This is a genomic window from Nitrospira sp. ND1 (assembly GCF_900170025.1).
In the GTDB taxonomy this organism is placed as follows: domain Bacteria; phylum Nitrospirota; class Nitrospiria; order Nitrospirales; family Nitrospiraceae; genus Nitrospira_A.
In genome coordinates, this window is sequence record NZ_FWEX01000005.1 from 261,635 (window position 1) to 277,843 (window position 16,209).

Here is a 16,209-nt window from a genome sequence, read left to right on the forward strand (position 1 = left end):
AACCGCACACTAGGAGGACCCCCTGGATGCAGAGGCACGCTCTCAGAACCGAGCATGGATGAAACCGAAGGCGTTATGTGTCTCCGAGATGATGTGCGACGAATGCATGATCGCCGATCGTTCCTCGAGCCAAATCCAGGAGATGCCGATGGTGCGTGAACAGCATGACCTGGCTGCCCTCGGCGAAACGCGCCAGGGCCCGCAGGATGTTGACCGCACGCGCGTCATCGGATGTGATGAGGGTATCATCGAGCACCAGCGGCATTGGCGGATGGGAGGGGCGCCGTAACTCCAGTGCCGCCAGCCGTAGCGCCAGGTACAATTGATCGGCGGTGCCTTCGCTCATCTCCTCAATCCCGATCGTCAGGCCGCCGGCCCGTTGTGCGCACAGAACCGGCCTGTCCTCACGCTCGTCCGTCACCAGCCGTTCGTAGGCGCCGCCCGTCATCAGCGAAAAGTAGGCAGATGCGGCAGACACCATGGGCGCCTGGGCCCGTTCACGAAACCGGTTCAACGCCTCCTGCAGCAACGAGCGGGCGAATTTCAGCCTGGCCCAGGGCCTGATGGCCGAACGGTATCGCGCCGCCGCAGATTCCATCGCCTCACGCGCCAACGCCGCGCGATCCGACGCGTCGATGACTTCCAACGCTCGCCTGGCCTGCTCCTCCGTCCGTTGCGCCGCGGCCTGTTCCTGTTCAAGCCGTACCATCTCGGTACGGCAACGTTCACGCTCGCCCTCAAGGGCCGGCACATCCAACCCCGCAAGACGCGCCCTCAACTCACCTTCCGACTGAAGCGAAGCCTGAGCCAGTTGCTGGCGCAGGAGCGCGAGCGATTTCCGGAGCTCCCGTTTTTTCGCCGCCTGCTCTTCCAATTCCGGCAGCTGGTCGATCGTGGCCCCCTTCGCGCGCGTGCAGAGTCCGGCCAACAAGGCGGCCTCCGTGACCTGTACGGCCGCGGCCTGTCGCTTCCTCTCCTGGGCCTTCGTGCGCTCGCGAATGAGCGCATACCCTTCCTGCTGATGTTGCCGCGAAACAGCCAACCGTTTGCGGAGACGATCCGCAAAATCATCGAGCACCCGGGGAACCGCCTCCCCGAGTAACTCCGCCACCTGCACAGCCTGTGTCATGAGGTCATCGACCACAGCCTGTAGTTGCGCCTTTCGTTGTTGCGCGTCCGCTAAGGCCGACGCCTGTCGTGCCAGCCCATCCAGTTCGTCGAGCCGCGACTTCAGGGCTTCGGGCAGCGCGTCGCCCGCGAGGAAGAGTCTGGTGTGCCAGGCCTGCAGCGCGTCCAGATGACGGCGACGTTCAGCCTCGGTCTCGCTCACCTGACGACCGACCTTCTCCCGCTCGATCCGCTGGGTATGAGCCGTCTTGAGACGAGCCTGCTGCTCGGCCTCCGCTTCGGTCGCCGATTGTTCCCAACGCACGGCCTGTTCGATCAGCGCGGAGAGTTGTTCCGCCTCTCCCGCTTGCGTCGCGGCGGGAGAACAGCCGACGGCACGCAACCCTTCAATAATCGCTCCGACGGAGCCTGCGGCATCGGCCAGCAACCGGTCGCGGTCGGCACGCAGGGCCGTCACACGCTCAACCAGCTGCAGCGCCTCATGCCGGCGCCCCTGCCATTCACGCAACGTCTCGGGATCCAGGTCCGGCAACCCGGCTTGCGTCAGGCGCTGCCGCCAGGCTCCTTGCAACCCGTCGCGTTTCAGGCGCAGCGCAGCCATCTCACCGGCCAGTTCCTTGCGGCGCAATTCCATCTGCTCGATGCGCACCGAGCACTCTTCCAATCCGGCCGCGCGTTTGGTGTCCGCACGCAGTAGGTCCGCCTGACGATCGGCTTCGCCCACTGCCGCTTCAAACGCCTCCGGCAAGGCCTTCGCGGCGTCGAACCCCAGCGCCAACTGATCCGTTCCGCCGGTCCTCTCGATGTAGGTGCGACGAATCGCCGTCCATTCTTCAAGACGTTTGGCGCGGGCCTGGCGCAGCGTCTCCGCCGTCACCACCTCACCTTCCGCAGCGAGCTGCCGTTGCCGCAACCGTTGCCCGTCGAGGTCGCGACCGACCAGTTCGGATTCGTCACGCCACTTGGTGAGTTGTACCTCAATATCCGTCAGATCCTGTTTCGCCTGCGCGATCTGAGCCTCTAAAAGCGGTTGGCTGCGACGCAACGCCTGCTCCGATTCGAGACCGAGTTCGGAAAGCGCCAGGGTGAGCCGGCCGTCCAGTTCACGAAGCCGGCGATCCAGCTCGCTCTTCTGCCTGACCACATCACCCTGTGCCTGCCCCGCTCGTAGTGCCGCCGTTAACGCCTGCCTGTGCAGTGAATCCGGTACTGTATCGGGCAATGCGCTGGCCGGTTGCAAGGCTGCATCCAACGCTTCGGCACGCTCACGATAGCCTTCAAGCCGCTCGCCCAATCGACTCACCTCGGCAAGGTGCCCCTCCAACGCCACACGGTCGGCGGCGGAAGGCACGGCCGCTAGAATGGTCCGCCGATCCACGCCCGGCGCCAGCCTTTCCACGACCAACTCCAGCTCACCCTCGATCTTCGCAATGAGGCTATTTTGCTGATGGATTTCATGGCGGTTTCTGGCCGCGGCTTCCACGCCCGAGATCAGGCGCTCGACCGCTTCGGCATGGTCGAGCAACAACGGTTCGATGACGAGTCCATCCAGCGCGGCGGCGCAACGCGCAAGCTCCTCTTCGGCTTCTCGAAGATCTACCTGCGCGCGCTGCAACGCCTGTTCCGCGGCCAGCCGTTCCTCGCGTTGCTGCTCGGACAGATCGGGAACCGCCGCATAGGACTGGAGCGCGCCCGCCAGGCGATCATGCTCACGCAGCAACGGTTCAACCGTGCGTAGTTCGGTCAATTCGTTCTCCCGCCGACGCAACGTTTCCAAGGCCTTGGTGAGGTCGTCGAGAGCCGCCTTGGCGGTTTCATGCGCGCGATTCAACGCCTGCCACTCAGCCGGTTTGGTCTGCGCTTCGCGCCAGGCTTTCCGCTGCTCATCGAGCTGACGGCGCGCCTCGTTGATCACGGCATTCTGCGCGCGACCGTGCTGGCTATAGAGTTTTTTGGCATCGCCATCCAGGGCTGCCAGCAACGCCGCAATGCCGCTGGTGCCGGCGCTCGCCTCAAACAGCGCTGATCCCAGATCGCCTTCGCCGCTCAGCAACACGGCGCCGCCCTCGCGAAGCCGGGCATGATTCAACCCGAACATGGCTTCGAATTCCTGGCGCTCTAACCCGCCGGTCAGTTCCCGCTCCAACCTGCTGTCCACGGCAAAACCAGGATCCGTCTGTTCCGTGCGGACATCGAGTCCAGAGAGGGTCGTCCCCCTGCCCTTGCGTCTGATGAGTCCGACCGGTCTGCCCGCCTGGTCGATGAACACACCGCCGATCCGCAATTCGCCGGCCGGGTGGACGAAGTCGTCCGGGCTGCGCAGCGGAATGCCGAAACGGAGATCCGTCATGGCCCGCAAGGCTGACGACTTGCCTGCTTCGTTGGGTCCATAGATCAGATGCAAATTGCCGGAGCCGGTGGAAAAGTCCAACGTCTTATTGGTGAAAGGGCCGAAGGCGAGCAGCAACAGGCGCGCGAGTTTCATGCCTCTTCTCCGGAGGCGGACAGGCGCGCCAAGACTGTGGCTTCCGCATCCATCAGGAGACTTCGCAATTCGGCAGGATCGTCGAGACGCGGCACATCACCGGCCGTGACTTCCGCGGGCATGGCGCCAAGGAGGTCGCCCAGTTCAACCTGTGCCCGGCGCATCAATTCCGTATCGTCGCCCGCAATCGTATCGACCAGACGGACCAACTCTCCCACCGCATCCTGACGCTGCGCAGCCCGGGCACGATCCAGCGGGGTGGAAAGATCCAGCCGCACCTGCTCGATCCAGATCTCCGCCGTGCCGATGTCCTGCGCCGCCGCATGCATCGCCGCCGCGAGCGTGCCCGGCTGTGCCGCCTCCAACCGGTGCAACTCGGTCGATCCCGTCAGCGTCACGCGCACCGCATGCAGCCGATCCGTCGTCCCGGCCAGCACCGGTTCCAACGCGCGGGCGAAGGCCTCGTTAAGCGATTCCAAGCGGTCCACGCCATCGAGCGGCACGGAGAGCTGACTCCAACGAACCACATCCAGCGCGATAAACTCGGCCTCGACCCGTCCCGCTTCCACCGTGACCAATTCGCAACCCTTCGCGCCCGTTTCCTTCGCATGACGGCCCTGCAGGTTGCCGCAAAATACGATGCGCGGCCGCTCGTTCAGCACCTCACGCGCGTGCACATGGCCCAGCGCCCAGTAGTCGTATCCCTTAGCAACCAGCGTCGGCAGATCGGTGGGCGCATAGGTATCGTGGCCGGCACGCCCTGTCAGACTCGTGTGCAACAGACCGATATTAAAAAACCCGGGTACCGGCGGCGGGTAAGACGGGACCAGGTCTTCGTTCACCTCGCGCTCCGGAAAACTTCGGCCATGAATCGCCACGGAGAGGTCATCCAGCCGGATCGTCTGAGCTGCGCGACTCGAAAAGACCGTCACGTTCGACGGCAGGGTCAACTGGCGCGAGATCACCCCCTGCGCGTCGTGGTTTCCCTGCACGATGAAGCAGCGGATGCCGGCGCGCTCCAATCGCACCATCTGACCGCGAAAGAAGAGGCCGGTGTGAAAATCCTGCCAATCTCGGTCGTAGATGTCGCCTGCGAGCAGGAGGAAATCCACTCGCTCGGTCAGCGCCCGGTCTACCAACCGCTCCAACGCACTGCGGGTGGCGCTACGCAACCGATCAACCGGCGCACCGTCGTACCGGTCCAAGCCACGTAACGGACTATCGATGTGAAGGTCGGAGGCGTGGATAAAGCGCATGAGGAATTAGCTCCCGCCGGTTTCTTCGAGAAACGACGATCGAAACGACCTATGGCCGGGACGATTCGAGGTCAATATACGATCCCTCATATACCACATCATCTCCATCGTCGCACTTGAGTCGTATATGTCACGAATGCCAGGCCGAATAGGCGGGTGAGCGCCCTTTCCTCCGGTTCGATTTGGAAACGATTCATAGAGAGGGCGAAGCCGGGAAGAACCAGGAAAGCCGGCGCGTTCGAAAGGAATATGCCCCAGCCGGGCAAGATCCACAAGAAAGCCCAGATACATCGCCGGCACACATGGCCCTGCCTGTAGAAATCTGTGTCCCCGCCCGCCACAGTCCGGCGGGCGGGGCACAACCGCCCTACCGACCCGGAGTTTGCGCGCGGCAACCACATTGGCAGTTGATTTGCTCGCAGCGACAGGCATTTGCCTGGCATCCGCAGGAACAGGATGCGCATTCGCAGGTTCCGCAACAGCTTGTCTTGGCAATCTTCTGCGCGGTGGTTTTTTTCATTTCGGCCATGTGGGTCTCCTTTGAGATGCCGACGCGTGATTGCGCCGTCACAGAGGCTGACGGAGGGCCACCGGAAACCTTACAGTTCCGCACACAGTTTGGTAAGCTGCTCCCATGAACCTCGAATCCAACCCCTCGACAGCACTTTCGCCGGAGGCCATCGCGCAACTGGTGAAAGGACACCGTGAGTTCCTGGCCTTCCTGGAACGGCGCGTGGAATCTCGCGCTGTGGCAGAAGATATTTTGCAAGCGGCCTTTACCCGTGGATTGGAGCGCGGGGGCGACGTGCAGGACGAAAAGGTCGTCGCCTGGTTCTACCGGGTGCTTCGCAATGCCGTAATCGATCACTACCGGCAGCGGTCCACCACTGCGCGAGCGATGGAAGCCTGGGGGCGGGAATTCCCGGATGTGCAGGAGCCTGAAGCGGAATTGCGGCAGGAGATCTGCCGATGTGTCTCGGGCCTGTTGGAAACGCTCAAGCCGGAATATCGCGAAGCCCTGCGGATCGTGGATCTGGAGGAAGGCAAACTGAAAGACCTCGCTCAGCAGTCAGGCATCACCGCCGAAAATGCGGCCGTGCGCGTGCACCGAGCCAGGGCCGCGCTTCGTCGCCGGATCGAACAGGCCTGCGGCACCTGTTCCGTGCATGGGTGTCTGGATTGTTCGTGCGAGACAGCCGACGGGGAGCCGTGCAGTGGGTGAACGCTCCACCTGCCCGGATCAATGCAGTTACACACGGCTTTGCTGGGCCAATCACCCCACTGTCACAGGCATGAGCGTCATGGTGTCGTTGCCGAAGATGTCGATGACTTTGACCGCAATGACATAGCGGCCAGGTATCGCGGTAGGCGATCTGTTCGAGGAGGTTCGGCTCCTTGTGGAAGGTCTCACCGCCGATCTCGATGTCCATGCTGAAGTCCGCGCCCACGTCGAAGGGCGGGTCGATGTAGATGAGCTTGAGGCCACCAGCCTCTTCGATCTGGCGTCGAAGCGCCCCGGCCTTGAGGGACGAAAGAATGAGCTTGTTGTCGCCCCAGATGAGTTTGTTGGTCCAGCCCTTGACCTGCCCGCCCGCCCATATCGAGATCCAACTCCCCATCGCCGCGCTGTTCTTTCCGGGGCTCGTCGATGTGCTCCAGCGTTTGAAAGGGCAGGACTGCAGTGCAGACTTCGCGGGATTTGCCGTTCCACACCAGTTCGACTTCGCGCTTGTCGGCAAACAGGAGGAAGCGATACTTTTCCGGCAGCGGCTTGCCCTGCTCGATGAGCTTGATGAGGTCGCGCTTCTCGGCGTCGGAGAGGTCGTATTTTCAGAATCGTGCGGTCGCGCCATGTCTCAGCTATTACCCTCTCTCTTACCCTCTTTTAAGGGTAGTACCCAATTCAGCACCCATTTGATCGGGTACTACCCATTTCCACCGCCATGCCTCGGGCATACATGCGGTAAGAACCGTTAGAAACAGGGCAATAATCCCTCACTTATTACCCCATTTCGGCTGCGCATTACGCCATTTCGCCCCGCGGCCTTTCCCGACCGGAATAATGACGCCGGCCTCCCGGAGTTGGCCGAGCACATGGCGAATCATGTCCCGGCTGACTTTAGGGCAGGCCTTTTCAACCTCAGTAATACTGAAGTCGGCGATAAAACCGTCTATCGCATTGCGGATCATATCGGTCTTGCTGCCGTGCCCCTTGCTGATCGTGCCGAACCGGCTTTCGAATTCGTCGTAGGCCGCCAGAAGGGTCCCGAGAAAGTATTCCGTCCAGGGGAGAACGTCATGCTGGCCCTCGTGCCATCCCTGTGATGACTGATACAGAGTGTCGTAGTAGGACTGCTTCGACTGCTCGATGATCCGCTCAAGACTCACATACCGTCCAACCTCATAGCCCTGTTGGTAGAGCAGCAGCAACGCAAGCAGGCGAGCCATCCGCCCATTGCCATCCAGAAAGGGATGGATGCAGAGAAAATCCAACACGTAGAAGGGAATGAGGAGCAGCGAATCCAATTCTCGCACCCGTTCCACATTAGCGAATTGCCCATGCAACGTCCGCATGAACTCCTCGGTCAGATGCGGGGCGACCGGTGTAAACCGGACACGCGTGTTCCCTCCCGGCAACGTCTCGGTAATTTCGTTCTGCGTGGCCTTCCATACGCCACCATGACCACCGGCATATTTCATCAAGTCGCGGTGGAGCTGGAGGACCACACGCTCGGTAAAGGGAATATCCGCATGACTCTGGTGGATCGTATTGAGCACATCCCGATAGCCGGCGATCTCTGATTCGGAACGGTTGGCAGGTTTCACTTTCTCTTCGACAATGGCCCGCAGCCGCTTGTCGTCCGCGACAATGCCTTCAATACGGTTGGAGGACTCGGTACTCTGAATCAAGGCCACCTGCCGGAGATTCTCCAGCATCTCCGGCGCCTGCTTCTTATAGAGCTCCTGTTTGCCCTTGTGTTCGCCCAGCTTGCGAATCATCGTAATGATCCGCTGCGGAACGACCAGCTTGGCCAGATAGGCCTGTGTCAATGAGGTCATGATGCTCGGGCATCCTGTTGGATGAATGACAGATCCGGATCGTGGACGCGATTCGACGCGGTCATGAGTCGGTGAAGGAGAGGGTGGAACAAGCCAGTACACGGCCGTGGTTTCTTCTGCGACGACTGGCGGGTGAACAATTCCTGCTTGCCTCTGGCCTCGGCGAGATCGGTCAAATACCAGGTCGTCTGCGTGGGCAACGCGGGCGGTTCGGCAGCGAGTTGGCGGAGCGTCATCATGATTTGTGTTTGTACTCCGTAAAGCTCGATGCGAGCGAGGCAAACGTGCCCGGCGTATGTTTTTCAATTCCTAGTTGATCCACGAAGACGAAGTCGTACCGCCGTCCGTTCGATTCGGCAGCCGTCGCGTCGGCACACCACAGCTTGAGCCGCGCCATTTTCTGCGGCAGATCCAACTCCTCTCGTCCCTTGGTCTCGACGACCCAGACTGTGCCGTCGATGGTGCGGACGATAAAGTCCGACGTATAGGTGGAGAGGTCGCCGTCGGACGAGACCGCGCCGGACGCGTCGAATCGGAGCAGATCGTACTTGTCGCGCGCGCGACGGACCTCAAACAGCCAGATGACCGTCTCCACCGCCTCGCGCTGAGCAAAGTAGTAACGGAAGGGGGAGAGAGAACCATCGGCGTTTTCGACCAGGTGATCGCTCTCGAACCAGTGCCGGAGCAACGCTGCCGAAGTGGCAGACGCACTGGCATATCCTTTGGCTCGCCAGACAAAGACTTCCTCCCGCACCTTGGCGACCAACGGCGGCAGCAATTTCTCATAGGCCGTGCTTCTCAGTGCTTCGTCGGCTGGGAACCAGCGCTGGTCGGGGATGAGTGGTTCGTAGGGCGAGCTTGGGAAATCTGGGTGAAGAGACATGCGACGTTGCCTTTGATTGATCGCCCGCTTACGCGGGCGCAGAATACCTTGTTCTGAGTGAGAAATCACGTGGTCCGGCTACACACGTCGGCCGAAATACGCCTCACGATTCCACCCCTGTCTTGCAATTCCAGAGACCAGCCCCGTATGCTCCCAGCATGATTTTGGTGACACGATGACAGAACCCACAACGACCGTTTCCAATCTGAGCCTGGCCGAATTGAAGAACCTGGTCGAAGGCATCGTCGATGACCGGTTGCGCACGCTGCTGGGTGACCCGGATCTCGGCGCGCCCCTCGGCGAGTCGGTTCGCGAGCGCCTCAAGCAATCGCTGACTTCGACGGAACGCATCACTGGTGACGAAGTGGCCGACAAGCTCGGCCTACGGTGGTGACATGCCCTGGTTTCGCTTAGCCTTCCGGCCCGATGTGATCACCGACCTACGCGTGGCGGATCCCGCCATGGCTCAGCGGCTGTTCGACAAGACGAAATGGCTGGCCTCCAACGTGGACAATCTGCGTCATGAACCGGTCGCTGCCGACCTGCCCGGGATCCATAAGTACGCCGTCGGCGACTGGCGGATTTTTTATTCGATCGACCGGACCGAACAACTCGTGGACATTCACCACATCCACCACGCAGCGCCGACACAGCCGACAAGACCGGCCTGACCATGCTGAATCTCACCTGGACCGCCATCGAACGGTTGCGCAAGCTGATCGAGGAGCATCCGGAAGATCCCGTCGTGCGCATCACGCTGCGCGACCTCGATGACCAGCGCCTCTCCTTGGCGATCACGCTGGAACCGGCTATCCAGGAAGAAGACGAAGTGCAGCACATCAAAGGATTAACGATTGCGCTGGAGCGTTCGAGCGTGCACCGTACGAACGGAATGACGGTGGATTATCAGGCAGACAAGGGATTCACCTTCGTGCATCCGCCGGCAGAGGAATTAGGGCTCATCATGCCCAGCAGCAACTGAAGCCCGGTGAACGTAAAAAGTGAAACGTATCGCGTGCGGAGATGATCACGAACTGCGCAACAGGATCACCAACGAACGTGATGAGCCCCGCGTCACGGTCCCGGGTGACCGTTTTACGTTTCACATTTCACGTTTCACGCCCGCTTACGATTTCATCCGGGGAAAGACGCTGCCGAAATGCATGGGGAAGGTGCCACGGGCCACATCGGCGACGTAGCGTTCGAGGGCTTCGGTGATCACGGGAAAGGCCAGATCATCCCAGGGAATATCCTCCAGCGAGAACAGTTGCACATCCAGGCTCTCCGTACCCGGTTTGAACTCCGGGGTACGCATGGAGCCGCGAAAGACCATGTGGACCTGGCTGATTCGGGGCAGACTCAAGACGGCATACAGGGACGTAATCTCGACGTCGGCATGCGCCTCTTCAAACGTTTCGCGGATGGCCGCCTGCTCGGTGCTCTCCCCGATCTCCATGAAGCCGGCGGGAAACGTCCAATGGCCGGTGCGCGGTTCGATCGCCCGGCGGCACAGCAGAATTTTATCTTCCCACTCGGGAATGCAGCCCGCGACGATTTTCGGATTGATGTAATGGACGACCTGACAGGTATCGCACACAAACCGCGGCAGGTTATCGCCGGGAGGAATTTTTTTCGACAGCCCGGCCCCGCACTCGCTGCAGAACTTCATTGCGGCCCCCGATCACGACAACAGAAAGACAGAAATGGATAGCACAAACCACGCCTTCTTTGCACCCTGCCCCCGCGGACTCGAAGCGGTCCTCGCCGACGAACTCACCGACCTCGGCGCCGCCGACGTGAAGCCCACGGCCGGTGGAGTCGCCTTTCACGGCCCCCTTGCCCTCTGCTATCGAGTGAATCTGCAGAGCCGCATCGCCAGCCGCATTCTCTTACGTATTGCCGAGGGCTCCTATCGCGACGAACACGATGTGTATGACGCGGCGAACGCCATCCGCTGGCAGGATTGGTTCACGCCGCAACAGCGCATCAAGGTGAAGGTGAGCGCGCACCACTGCCCGCTGAAGAGCCTGGATTTTGTCACCCTGCGGGTGAAGGATGCCGTCTGCGATCGCTTTCAATTTGCGAGGGGCAAACGCCCGACGGTGGATACCCATGCGCCGGACATCTTGATCGCGGTGTATTTGGATGCGTCGACCTGCACCTTCTATGTGGATACCTCGGGCGAGCCACTGTTCAAACGGGGCTGGAGGAAGTCGGCGGGCGAAGCACCGATCAGGGAAAATCTCGCCGCCGGCATCCTGCGGCTTTCGAAATGGACTGCGGACACGGTGCTCTACGATCCCATGTGCGGAAGCGGCACTTTCGTCATCGAGGCCGCCTTGATGGCCCGGCGCGTCGCGCCGGGAATCGGCCGGCATTTCGCCTTCGAAAAACTGCTGTCATTCGATGCCCAACGATTGAACGACCTGCGCACAGAACTCAAGGCTATGGAAATCCCCATCAAGCCGGGCCTGATCCACGCGGCCGATGACAATGCGCACGCGATGACATCGATCAAGGCCAACCTCACCATCGCCGGGAGCGGCGATGCGGTCACCCTTCAACAGGGCGATGTCCTGCAACTCCCCGCCCCGGCCGAATCCGGCCTGCTTGTCACGAACCCGCCCTACGGGCACCGCATGGGAGAGGCGGAAAGCCTGCGCACGTTTTATCCGCAATTCGGCGATCACCTGAAGAAACATTTTTGCGGCTGGACCGTGCAGATTTTCACCGCCGACTTAAAACTCCCCGGGCAATTGCGGCTGGCCCCTTCCCGCCGGGTCCCTCTCTTTAACGGGGCGATCGAATGCCGCCTCTTCGAGTTTCGCATGGTCGCCGGCAGCCTCCGCAAGAAGAGAGCCGATAGCGAATAGCCTCTAACCCGGATTATTCATGAATGCCGTCGCGAGGCGTTCGAGACGGAAGCCCGCCGAGGCTGCTCGCACGCGAGGCCGACGCAGGCGTACTGGCAGTCCGTCGAGGAGGCCGAGCGAGAACAGCCTCGCCGGGCGAGAGAATCGGACGCCGGAGCAGGCATTCATGAATAGTCCGGGCTCAGAGCACATGGCTTATGGCTAATAGCTTATGGCAAGAGGGCAAGTAGTGAAGCGTCCCTGGTCCGCCGCCACATCTCTCATTCCTGCTCCCAGCCATAGGCACTAAGCCATCAGCTCTAGCCCGCATTGTTCATGAGCGCTTCTGCTGCAATCGCGGATTCGCGGCTGCGACAGGCCTGTCGGCGGGCGGGCTCGCCGCTCGGTCGGTCGACATCCTGTTCAAGGATGCCTCCCTTCCTTACGGCTCCACGCGCCCGTCTCGCTTCGCGACTCCGCCATTTCGCGACGAACCGTCATGAATAATGCGGGCTAGGCTCTCGTTTCGGCCATACGCTCTTCTCTTTCCGCCATACACTCTACGCCATCAGCTCTTGTTGGCTCCTGGAACCTCGCCGCTTGACAGCGTCGCGAAAGACTCCTATTTTCAGCATATGAACGCGTCTCACGCGCCCCTCGAAGAGCTGAAGCCGGAGCAGGATCTCTCCCTTTCGCGCCTGATCGTCGTCTCGAATCGCGAGCCATACGAACACCGGCTGGTCAAAAATCATCTGATCTGGGAACGCACCTCCGGCGGTCTCATCTCGGCACTCGATCCGGTCATGCGGCGGCTCGGCGGCACCTGGATTGCCTGGGGCAGCGGCAAGGCGGATCGCGAGGTAGTGGACCAAGACATGATCGTGGAAGTGCCCCCCGACGCCCCCACCTACCATTTGCGCCGCGTGTGGCTTGAGCCAACTGAGATCAAGGGCGGTTATCAGGGCTATGCCAATCAGGTGCTCTGGCCCCTGTGCCACCTCACGCTGGATCGCGTGGCCTATCGCAAAGCCTTCTGGCATGCGTACCAGGCCATGAATGCGCGCTTCGCGGCAGCTGTCCTCGGTGAATTACGCGGGAAGTCCGGTTTTGTGTGGGTGCATGACTTTCACCTGGCCCTGGTACCCGGCCTCATCAAGGCCGCGTTGCCGGCCCAGCCGGTCGCAGTCTTCTGGCATACGCCCTGGCCAGGCCCTGACGCGTTTCGCATTCTCCCGGAACGTCGCGAACTGCTCGAATCCCTGTTGGCGAGCGACTTGCTGATGTTCCAGACCCACAACTTTCTCCATTGCTTTGCCGAATGCGTGAAGGAATTCCTGGGCGTCGAGGTCCGGAGCGATGACCATCACATCGAATATAACGGCCATACGACGCGACTCGTCGCCCGCCCGATCAGTGTGAGTTTCCAAGCCTGGTCGGAACGCGCCCGAACGTCGCAGGTCACGCGCGCCATGGACGTGTTGCGTAATCTGCATGTTTTTCAGCCCGAGGTCCGCATCGGTCTCGGCGTCGACCGGCTCGACTACACCAAAGGTCTCCTCAAACGATTCTGGGCCATCGATGCCTTCTTCGAGCAGTACCCTCAGTATCGCGGCCGGTTCACCTTTGTGCAGGTGGCCGTGCCGACCAGGGGCGATGTCGAAGCCTATCGCAGTTATCGGGAACTCATCCGCGAAACCGTGAATGACATCAATATGCGGTATGGCAGCATCTCCAACGCCGGCAGTCCCCAGGCCTCTCGTTGGCGACCGATCGAGTTCCGGGAAGGCCGCATCGGCATGGACACCCTCGCGGCCTACTACCGGATGGCAGACCTGGCGCTGGTGAGTTCTGTATACGACGGGATGAACCTGGTCGCCAAAGAGTATGTCGCCAGCCAGGTCGACGAGAAGGGCGTGCTGCTGGTGAGCCACATGGCCGGCGCAGCCGAGGAACTGACCGATGCCCTGGTCATCAATCCCTACGACCTTGAGGGTGTCGCCGATGCCATTCGCCAGGCCATCGAAATGCCCTTGGAGGAACGCCGGGAGCGTATGCATCGCATGCGGACCTACCTCGCAACGCATGACATCCGGGCCTGGTCGGACGAGTGCTTGCGCGATGCAGGAATCCTCCCACCCGATGATAGCCCCACGCTTGAATAGCCGACGCCCACATCAACGCGCCTGTGGAGCAGGCCCGTGATCGATACTGCCTCGTCGCCACACGACATCACATCATCGCCCGTCCGCCCACGACGTCTGGATCGGCATCGTACAAACACCCACCGCTTCCATATCCTGGGCCGATTACTTTCCCTGGTTGTCACCATGAGCCTCTGTCTTGCTTTCGGCGGCTGTGCTCAAATCGCGCATCTGTTTGCCGTCACTCAACCCTCAGACCAACCGGTGGATCGACAACAACAGGCAATCGTGACGCGCCTGAAAGCCCTGGTCGAGCCTGACCTCCAGGACAATCTCAATACGGCGCTCCCGGCGGTTCGGAAGAGCCTGGCTGATCAGACCAACAAGATTGCGAAGTTCAAACGCAACCTGCTCCTGCGGACGCTGGCCGATCCCTGGGACGGCCTGGCAGCCGCCGAACAGGCCGGTCTATTAGCGGCGACTGCGGCCGAATCGGGCGTTGAAGGACTGCCGGCCGTGATCGACATCCTCGAAGGCGGCATGGATCGTACCGGCGCCTCCTTTGCGCCGCTGACCTTTCCGGTCACGCTCGCCACTGAGGATCTCCTGACCTTTCTCACCGACGTACTCGAACAGGCCTACCAGGACCGCGAACATGCGCTCCGCCATCTCTCGCCACAGGACCGGGATTTCTTGTTCACGCAGGCTCGCCCGCTGATGGAACATTTCACTCCTCAGGTCGCCCCGCCCGCGCAACTTTCAGAGGCCGAAGCCGCAGCCAGGTACGCGACCCTGCTCATGCAGCAGGTGGACTACGCCTCGCTCATCAGCGCCGCGCAACGGCTGGCGCGGCTCGGCAACCGGAAATTCCTACAGCAACTCGATATCGCGTTGCACAACCGCAAACCGATCGGCCAGACCGTGCCCGGCATCACCGGAGATCTGCTCCTGGCTCAACAGACGTCGTACGGACTAGTAGTAGTGGGAGGCCACGGCCCGAACACCTATGACCTCGAAAAGGGCGCCGCGCTGATCATCGACCTGGGCGGCAACGACACGTATCGTGGAACGATCGGGGCGAGCCCGAACAGCGATCTGGGCAACAGTGTCGTCATCGACTTGAGCGGCAACGATACCTATCAGCCGGCCCCGCTGGGCCTGGCCGCCGGACGCGCAGGAATCGGCATCGTGATCGATCATAGCGGCGACGATACCTATCGGCTGGCACCCGGCTCCGGCGGGGTCGGCCTCGCAGGCCTCGGCATCCTGTATGATGGAGAAGGACAAGACATCTACGAAGGAAACCGGTTCACCCAGGGGGCGGCCTTCGGCGGGGTCGGCTTACTGGTGGATCGCGCCGGAGACGACCGATATACCAGCTTCGGCTACGCGCTGGGCTTCGGAGCGCCGTTGGGTGTCGGCGCGTTGATCGACGTATCGGGGAACGATTTCTACGAATGCGGCGGGCGTTACCCCAGTGCGTATAACGAAACCGACGCCCCGAATGCGCATCCGCAGGACCCTGCGTTTCAATACGATTGTTTCGGGCTTGGAACCGGATCCGGGCTTCGGGTCTTCAGCAAACAACCGGCCCACCGCGCGCTCAGTCTGGCCGGGGGGTGGGGACTCTTTGTCGATCTCGATGGTCGCGACCGTTATCGCAGTGCGAACTTCTCTCAAGGGCACGGGTATTTTTTCGGTCTCGGCGTGAAGCTGGATCTGAACGGTGACGACGAACACCAGGCCGCACGTTATGGTCATGGCACCGCCGCACACTTCGGCGTGGGCCTGAACATCGATTACCAGGGCAAGGACCGCTATGGCTCCAAAGGTCCCTTCTATAACGGCGGCGCAGCCTGGGACGGCAGTGTCGCCCTCGCCGTGGACGGCGGTCCGGACAGCGATTTTTACGATCTCCCCGTCTCGACTGGCTTGGGAATGGGCGACCTCGGGGGATGGGGGCTGTTCATTGAAGAAGGCGGTGCGGATCAATATGCGGTGAGCCGGGGGCTCGGGCAAGGGGCTGAGCACAGCCTCGGCGCATTTTTCGACCTGGAGGGAAGAGACGATTATTCCTCCGTTTCCCCGCCCGCCAAAGGGGCGCGTCCCGAACGGCTTAATGGGAAAACGTTTATTGAAAACCCTGGCAGCCTCTTCATCGACCGATAGCAGGATGGTGAAAAAGTCCATCAGCTTTGTTCTCGCATCGCGCAGAAGCTCAACGTATCGCAAGGGTACGCTTCGCCTCTTTGCTCGCTGCGGCCTCGCTGGACGGCCTTTTTGACCATCCTGCATGCTCGCTCCGCGTTGTCTCCAACTCCCGCGCTCTCCCCTTTCCTGCCCTGCGCTTGACTCCCCCTCTCTTATGGCTATCTTAACCGGTAAGAACGAGCGTGACCGTGCC

12 protein-coding genes and 1 pseudogene are annotated in these 16,209 nt (G+C 61.3%); 7 read left to right on the forward strand and 6 right to left on the reverse strand.

Annotation, left to right across the window (positions count from 1 at the left end; genetic code table 11):
• Window positions 1-73 precede the first annotated feature (73 nt).
• Window positions 74-3,613 (reverse strand): ATP-binding protein, encoded by a 3,540-nt coding sequence (locus NSND_RS01345; protein WP_080877259.1) that lies wholly within the window; start codon window positions 3,611-3,613, stop codon window positions 74-76.
• Window positions 3,610-4,869, reverse strand: a complete 1,260-nt coding sequence (locus tag NSND_RS01350) for a metallophosphoesterase family protein (protein ID WP_080877260.1) — start codon at window positions 4,867-4,869, stop codon at window positions 3,610-3,612. Before NSND_RS01350 ends, NSND_RS01345 begins: the two co-directional genes overlap by 4 nt.
• Before the next feature lie 634 nt (window positions 4,870-5,503).
• On the opposite strand from NSND_RS01350, the gene NSND_RS01360 reads away from it, so the two are divergent.
• A complete protein-coding gene (locus NSND_RS01360) occupies window positions 5,504-6,091 on the forward strand; it encodes a sigma-70 family RNA polymerase sigma factor (RefSeq protein WP_080877262.1) in 588 nt (195 codons plus the stop codon).
• A gap of 130 nt (window positions 6,092-6,221) precedes the next feature.
• Here the strand turns inward: NSND_RS01360 and NSND_RS21985 are convergent.
• From NSND_RS21985 to NSND_RS21445, 3 genes and pseudogenes are all read right to left on the reverse strand, one after another.
• Window positions 6,222-6,663, reverse strand: a pseudogene (locus NSND_RS21985) (site-specific DNA-methyltransferase); the annotation flags it as partial.
• A gap of 201 nt (window positions 6,664-6,864) precedes the next feature.
• Entirely contained in the window at window positions 6,865-7,929 is a 1,065-nt protein-coding gene (locus NSND_RS01370) for a Fic family protein (RefSeq protein ID WP_080877263.1), read from the reverse strand.
• Window positions 7,930-8,164: 235 nt separating this feature from the next.
• Window positions 8,165-8,812 carry a hypothetical protein gene (locus NSND_RS21445; RefSeq protein WP_200810453.1) on the reverse strand — a complete coding sequence of 216 codons (648 nt, stop codon included), beginning with the start codon at window positions 8,810-8,812 and terminating at the stop codon, window positions 8,165-8,167.
• A 175-nt stretch (window positions 8,813-8,987) separates the two neighbouring features.
• Here NSND_RS21445 and NSND_RS01385 point away from each other — a divergent pair, with 175 nt between their 5' ends.
• The 3 genes from NSND_RS01385 to NSND_RS01395 are packed head-to-tail and all read left to right on the forward strand — an operon-like array spanning window position 8,988 to window position 9,794.
• Window positions 8,988-9,206, forward strand: coding sequence for a hypothetical protein (locus NSND_RS01385; protein WP_080877265.1), 219 nt, complete (start codon window positions 8,988-8,990; stop codon window positions 9,204-9,206).
• A gap of 1 nt (window position 9,207) precedes the next feature.
• A complete protein-coding gene (locus NSND_RS01390; RefSeq protein ID WP_080877266.1) occupies window positions 9,208-9,483 on the forward strand; it encodes a type II toxin-antitoxin system RelE family toxin in 276 nt (91 codons plus the stop codon).
• A gap of 2 nt (window positions 9,484-9,485) precedes the next feature.
• The gene (locus NSND_RS01395) at window positions 9,486-9,794 is read left to right on the forward strand and encodes a hypothetical protein (protein ID WP_080877267.1); all 309 of its coding nucleotides are present in this window, start codon (window positions 9,486-9,488) and stop codon (window positions 9,792-9,794) included.
• Window positions 9,795-9,938: 144 nt separating this feature from the next.
• On the opposite strand, the gene NSND_RS01400 is transcribed toward NSND_RS01395, so the two are convergent.
• Window positions 9,939-10,481, reverse strand: a complete 543-nt coding sequence (locus tag NSND_RS01400; RefSeq protein WP_080877268.1) for an NUDIX hydrolase — start codon at window positions 10,479-10,481, stop codon at window positions 9,939-9,941.
• Window positions 10,482-10,515: 34 nt separating this feature from the next.
• Here NSND_RS01400 and NSND_RS01405 point away from each other — a divergent pair, with 34 nt between their 5' ends.
• The 3 genes from NSND_RS01405 to NSND_RS01415 all read left to right on the forward strand — a co-directional run bounded on the left by NSND_RS01405 (window position 10,516) and on the right by NSND_RS01415 (window position 15,974).
• Complete coding sequence (locus tag NSND_RS01405; protein ID WP_080877269.1) at window positions 10,516-11,685, forward strand: THUMP domain-containing class I SAM-dependent RNA methyltransferase; 1,170 nt, start codon at window positions 10,516-10,518, stop codon at window positions 11,683-11,685.
• Window positions 11,686-12,299: 614 nt separating this feature from the next.
• Window positions 12,300-13,826 (forward strand): alpha,alpha-trehalose-phosphate synthase (UDP-forming), encoded by a 1,527-nt coding sequence (locus NSND_RS01410; protein WP_159450569.1) that lies wholly within the window; start codon window positions 12,300-12,302, stop codon window positions 13,824-13,826.
• A gap of 165 nt (window positions 13,827-13,991) precedes the next feature.
• Window positions 13,992-15,974, forward strand: a complete 1,983-nt coding sequence (locus tag NSND_RS01415; protein WP_080877271.1) for a hypothetical protein — start codon at window positions 13,992-13,994, stop codon at window positions 15,972-15,974.
• Window positions 15,975-16,209: the final 235 nt, after the last annotated feature.

Bases quoted from the DNA above. Each gene is read 5' to 3' on its own strand.
- NSND_RS01390 (WP_080877266.1), top strand. From the start codon at position 9,208: ATGCCCTGGTTTCGCTTAGCCTTCCGGCCCGATGTGATCACCGACCTA.
- NSND_RS01360 (WP_080877262.1), top strand. From the start codon at position 5,504: ATGAACCTCGAATCCAACCCCTCGACAGCACTTTCGCCGGAGGCCATC.
- NSND_RS01395 (WP_080877267.1), top strand. From the start codon at position 9,486: ATGCTGAATCTCACCTGGACCGCCATCGAACGGTTGCGCAAGCTGATC.
- NSND_RS01405 (WP_080877269.1), top strand. From the start codon at position 10,516: ATGGATAGCACAAACCACGCCTTCTTTGCACCCTGCCCCCGCGGACTC.
- NSND_RS21445 (WP_200810453.1), bottom strand. From the start codon at position 8,812: ATGTCTCTTCACCCAGATTTCCCAAGCTCGCCCTACGAACCACTCATC.
- NSND_RS01370 (WP_080877263.1), bottom strand. From the start codon at position 7,929: ATGACCTCATTGACACAGGCCTATCTGGCCAAGCTGGTCGTTCCGCAG.
- NSND_RS01410 (WP_159450569.1), top strand. From the start codon at position 12,300: ATGAACGCGTCTCACGCGCCCCTCGAAGAGCTGAAGCCGGAGCAGGAT.
- NSND_RS01345 (WP_080877259.1), bottom strand. From the start codon at position 3,613: ATGAAACTCGCGCGCCTGTTGCTGCTCGCCTTCGGCCCTTTCACCAAT.
- NSND_RS01400 (WP_080877268.1), bottom strand. From the start codon at position 10,481: ATGAAGTTCTGCAGCGAGTGCGGGGCCGGGCTGTCGAAAAAAATTCCT.
- NSND_RS01350 (WP_080877260.1), bottom strand. From the start codon at position 4,869: ATGCGCTTTATCCACGCCTCCGACCTTCACATCGATAGTCCGTTACGT.
- NSND_RS01385 (WP_080877265.1), top strand. From the start codon at position 8,988: ATGACAGAACCCACAACGACCGTTTCCAATCTGAGCCTGGCCGAATTG.
- NSND_RS01415 (WP_080877271.1), top strand. From the start codon at position 13,992: ATGAGCCTCTGTCTTGCTTTCGGCGGCTGTGCTCAAATCGCGCATCTG.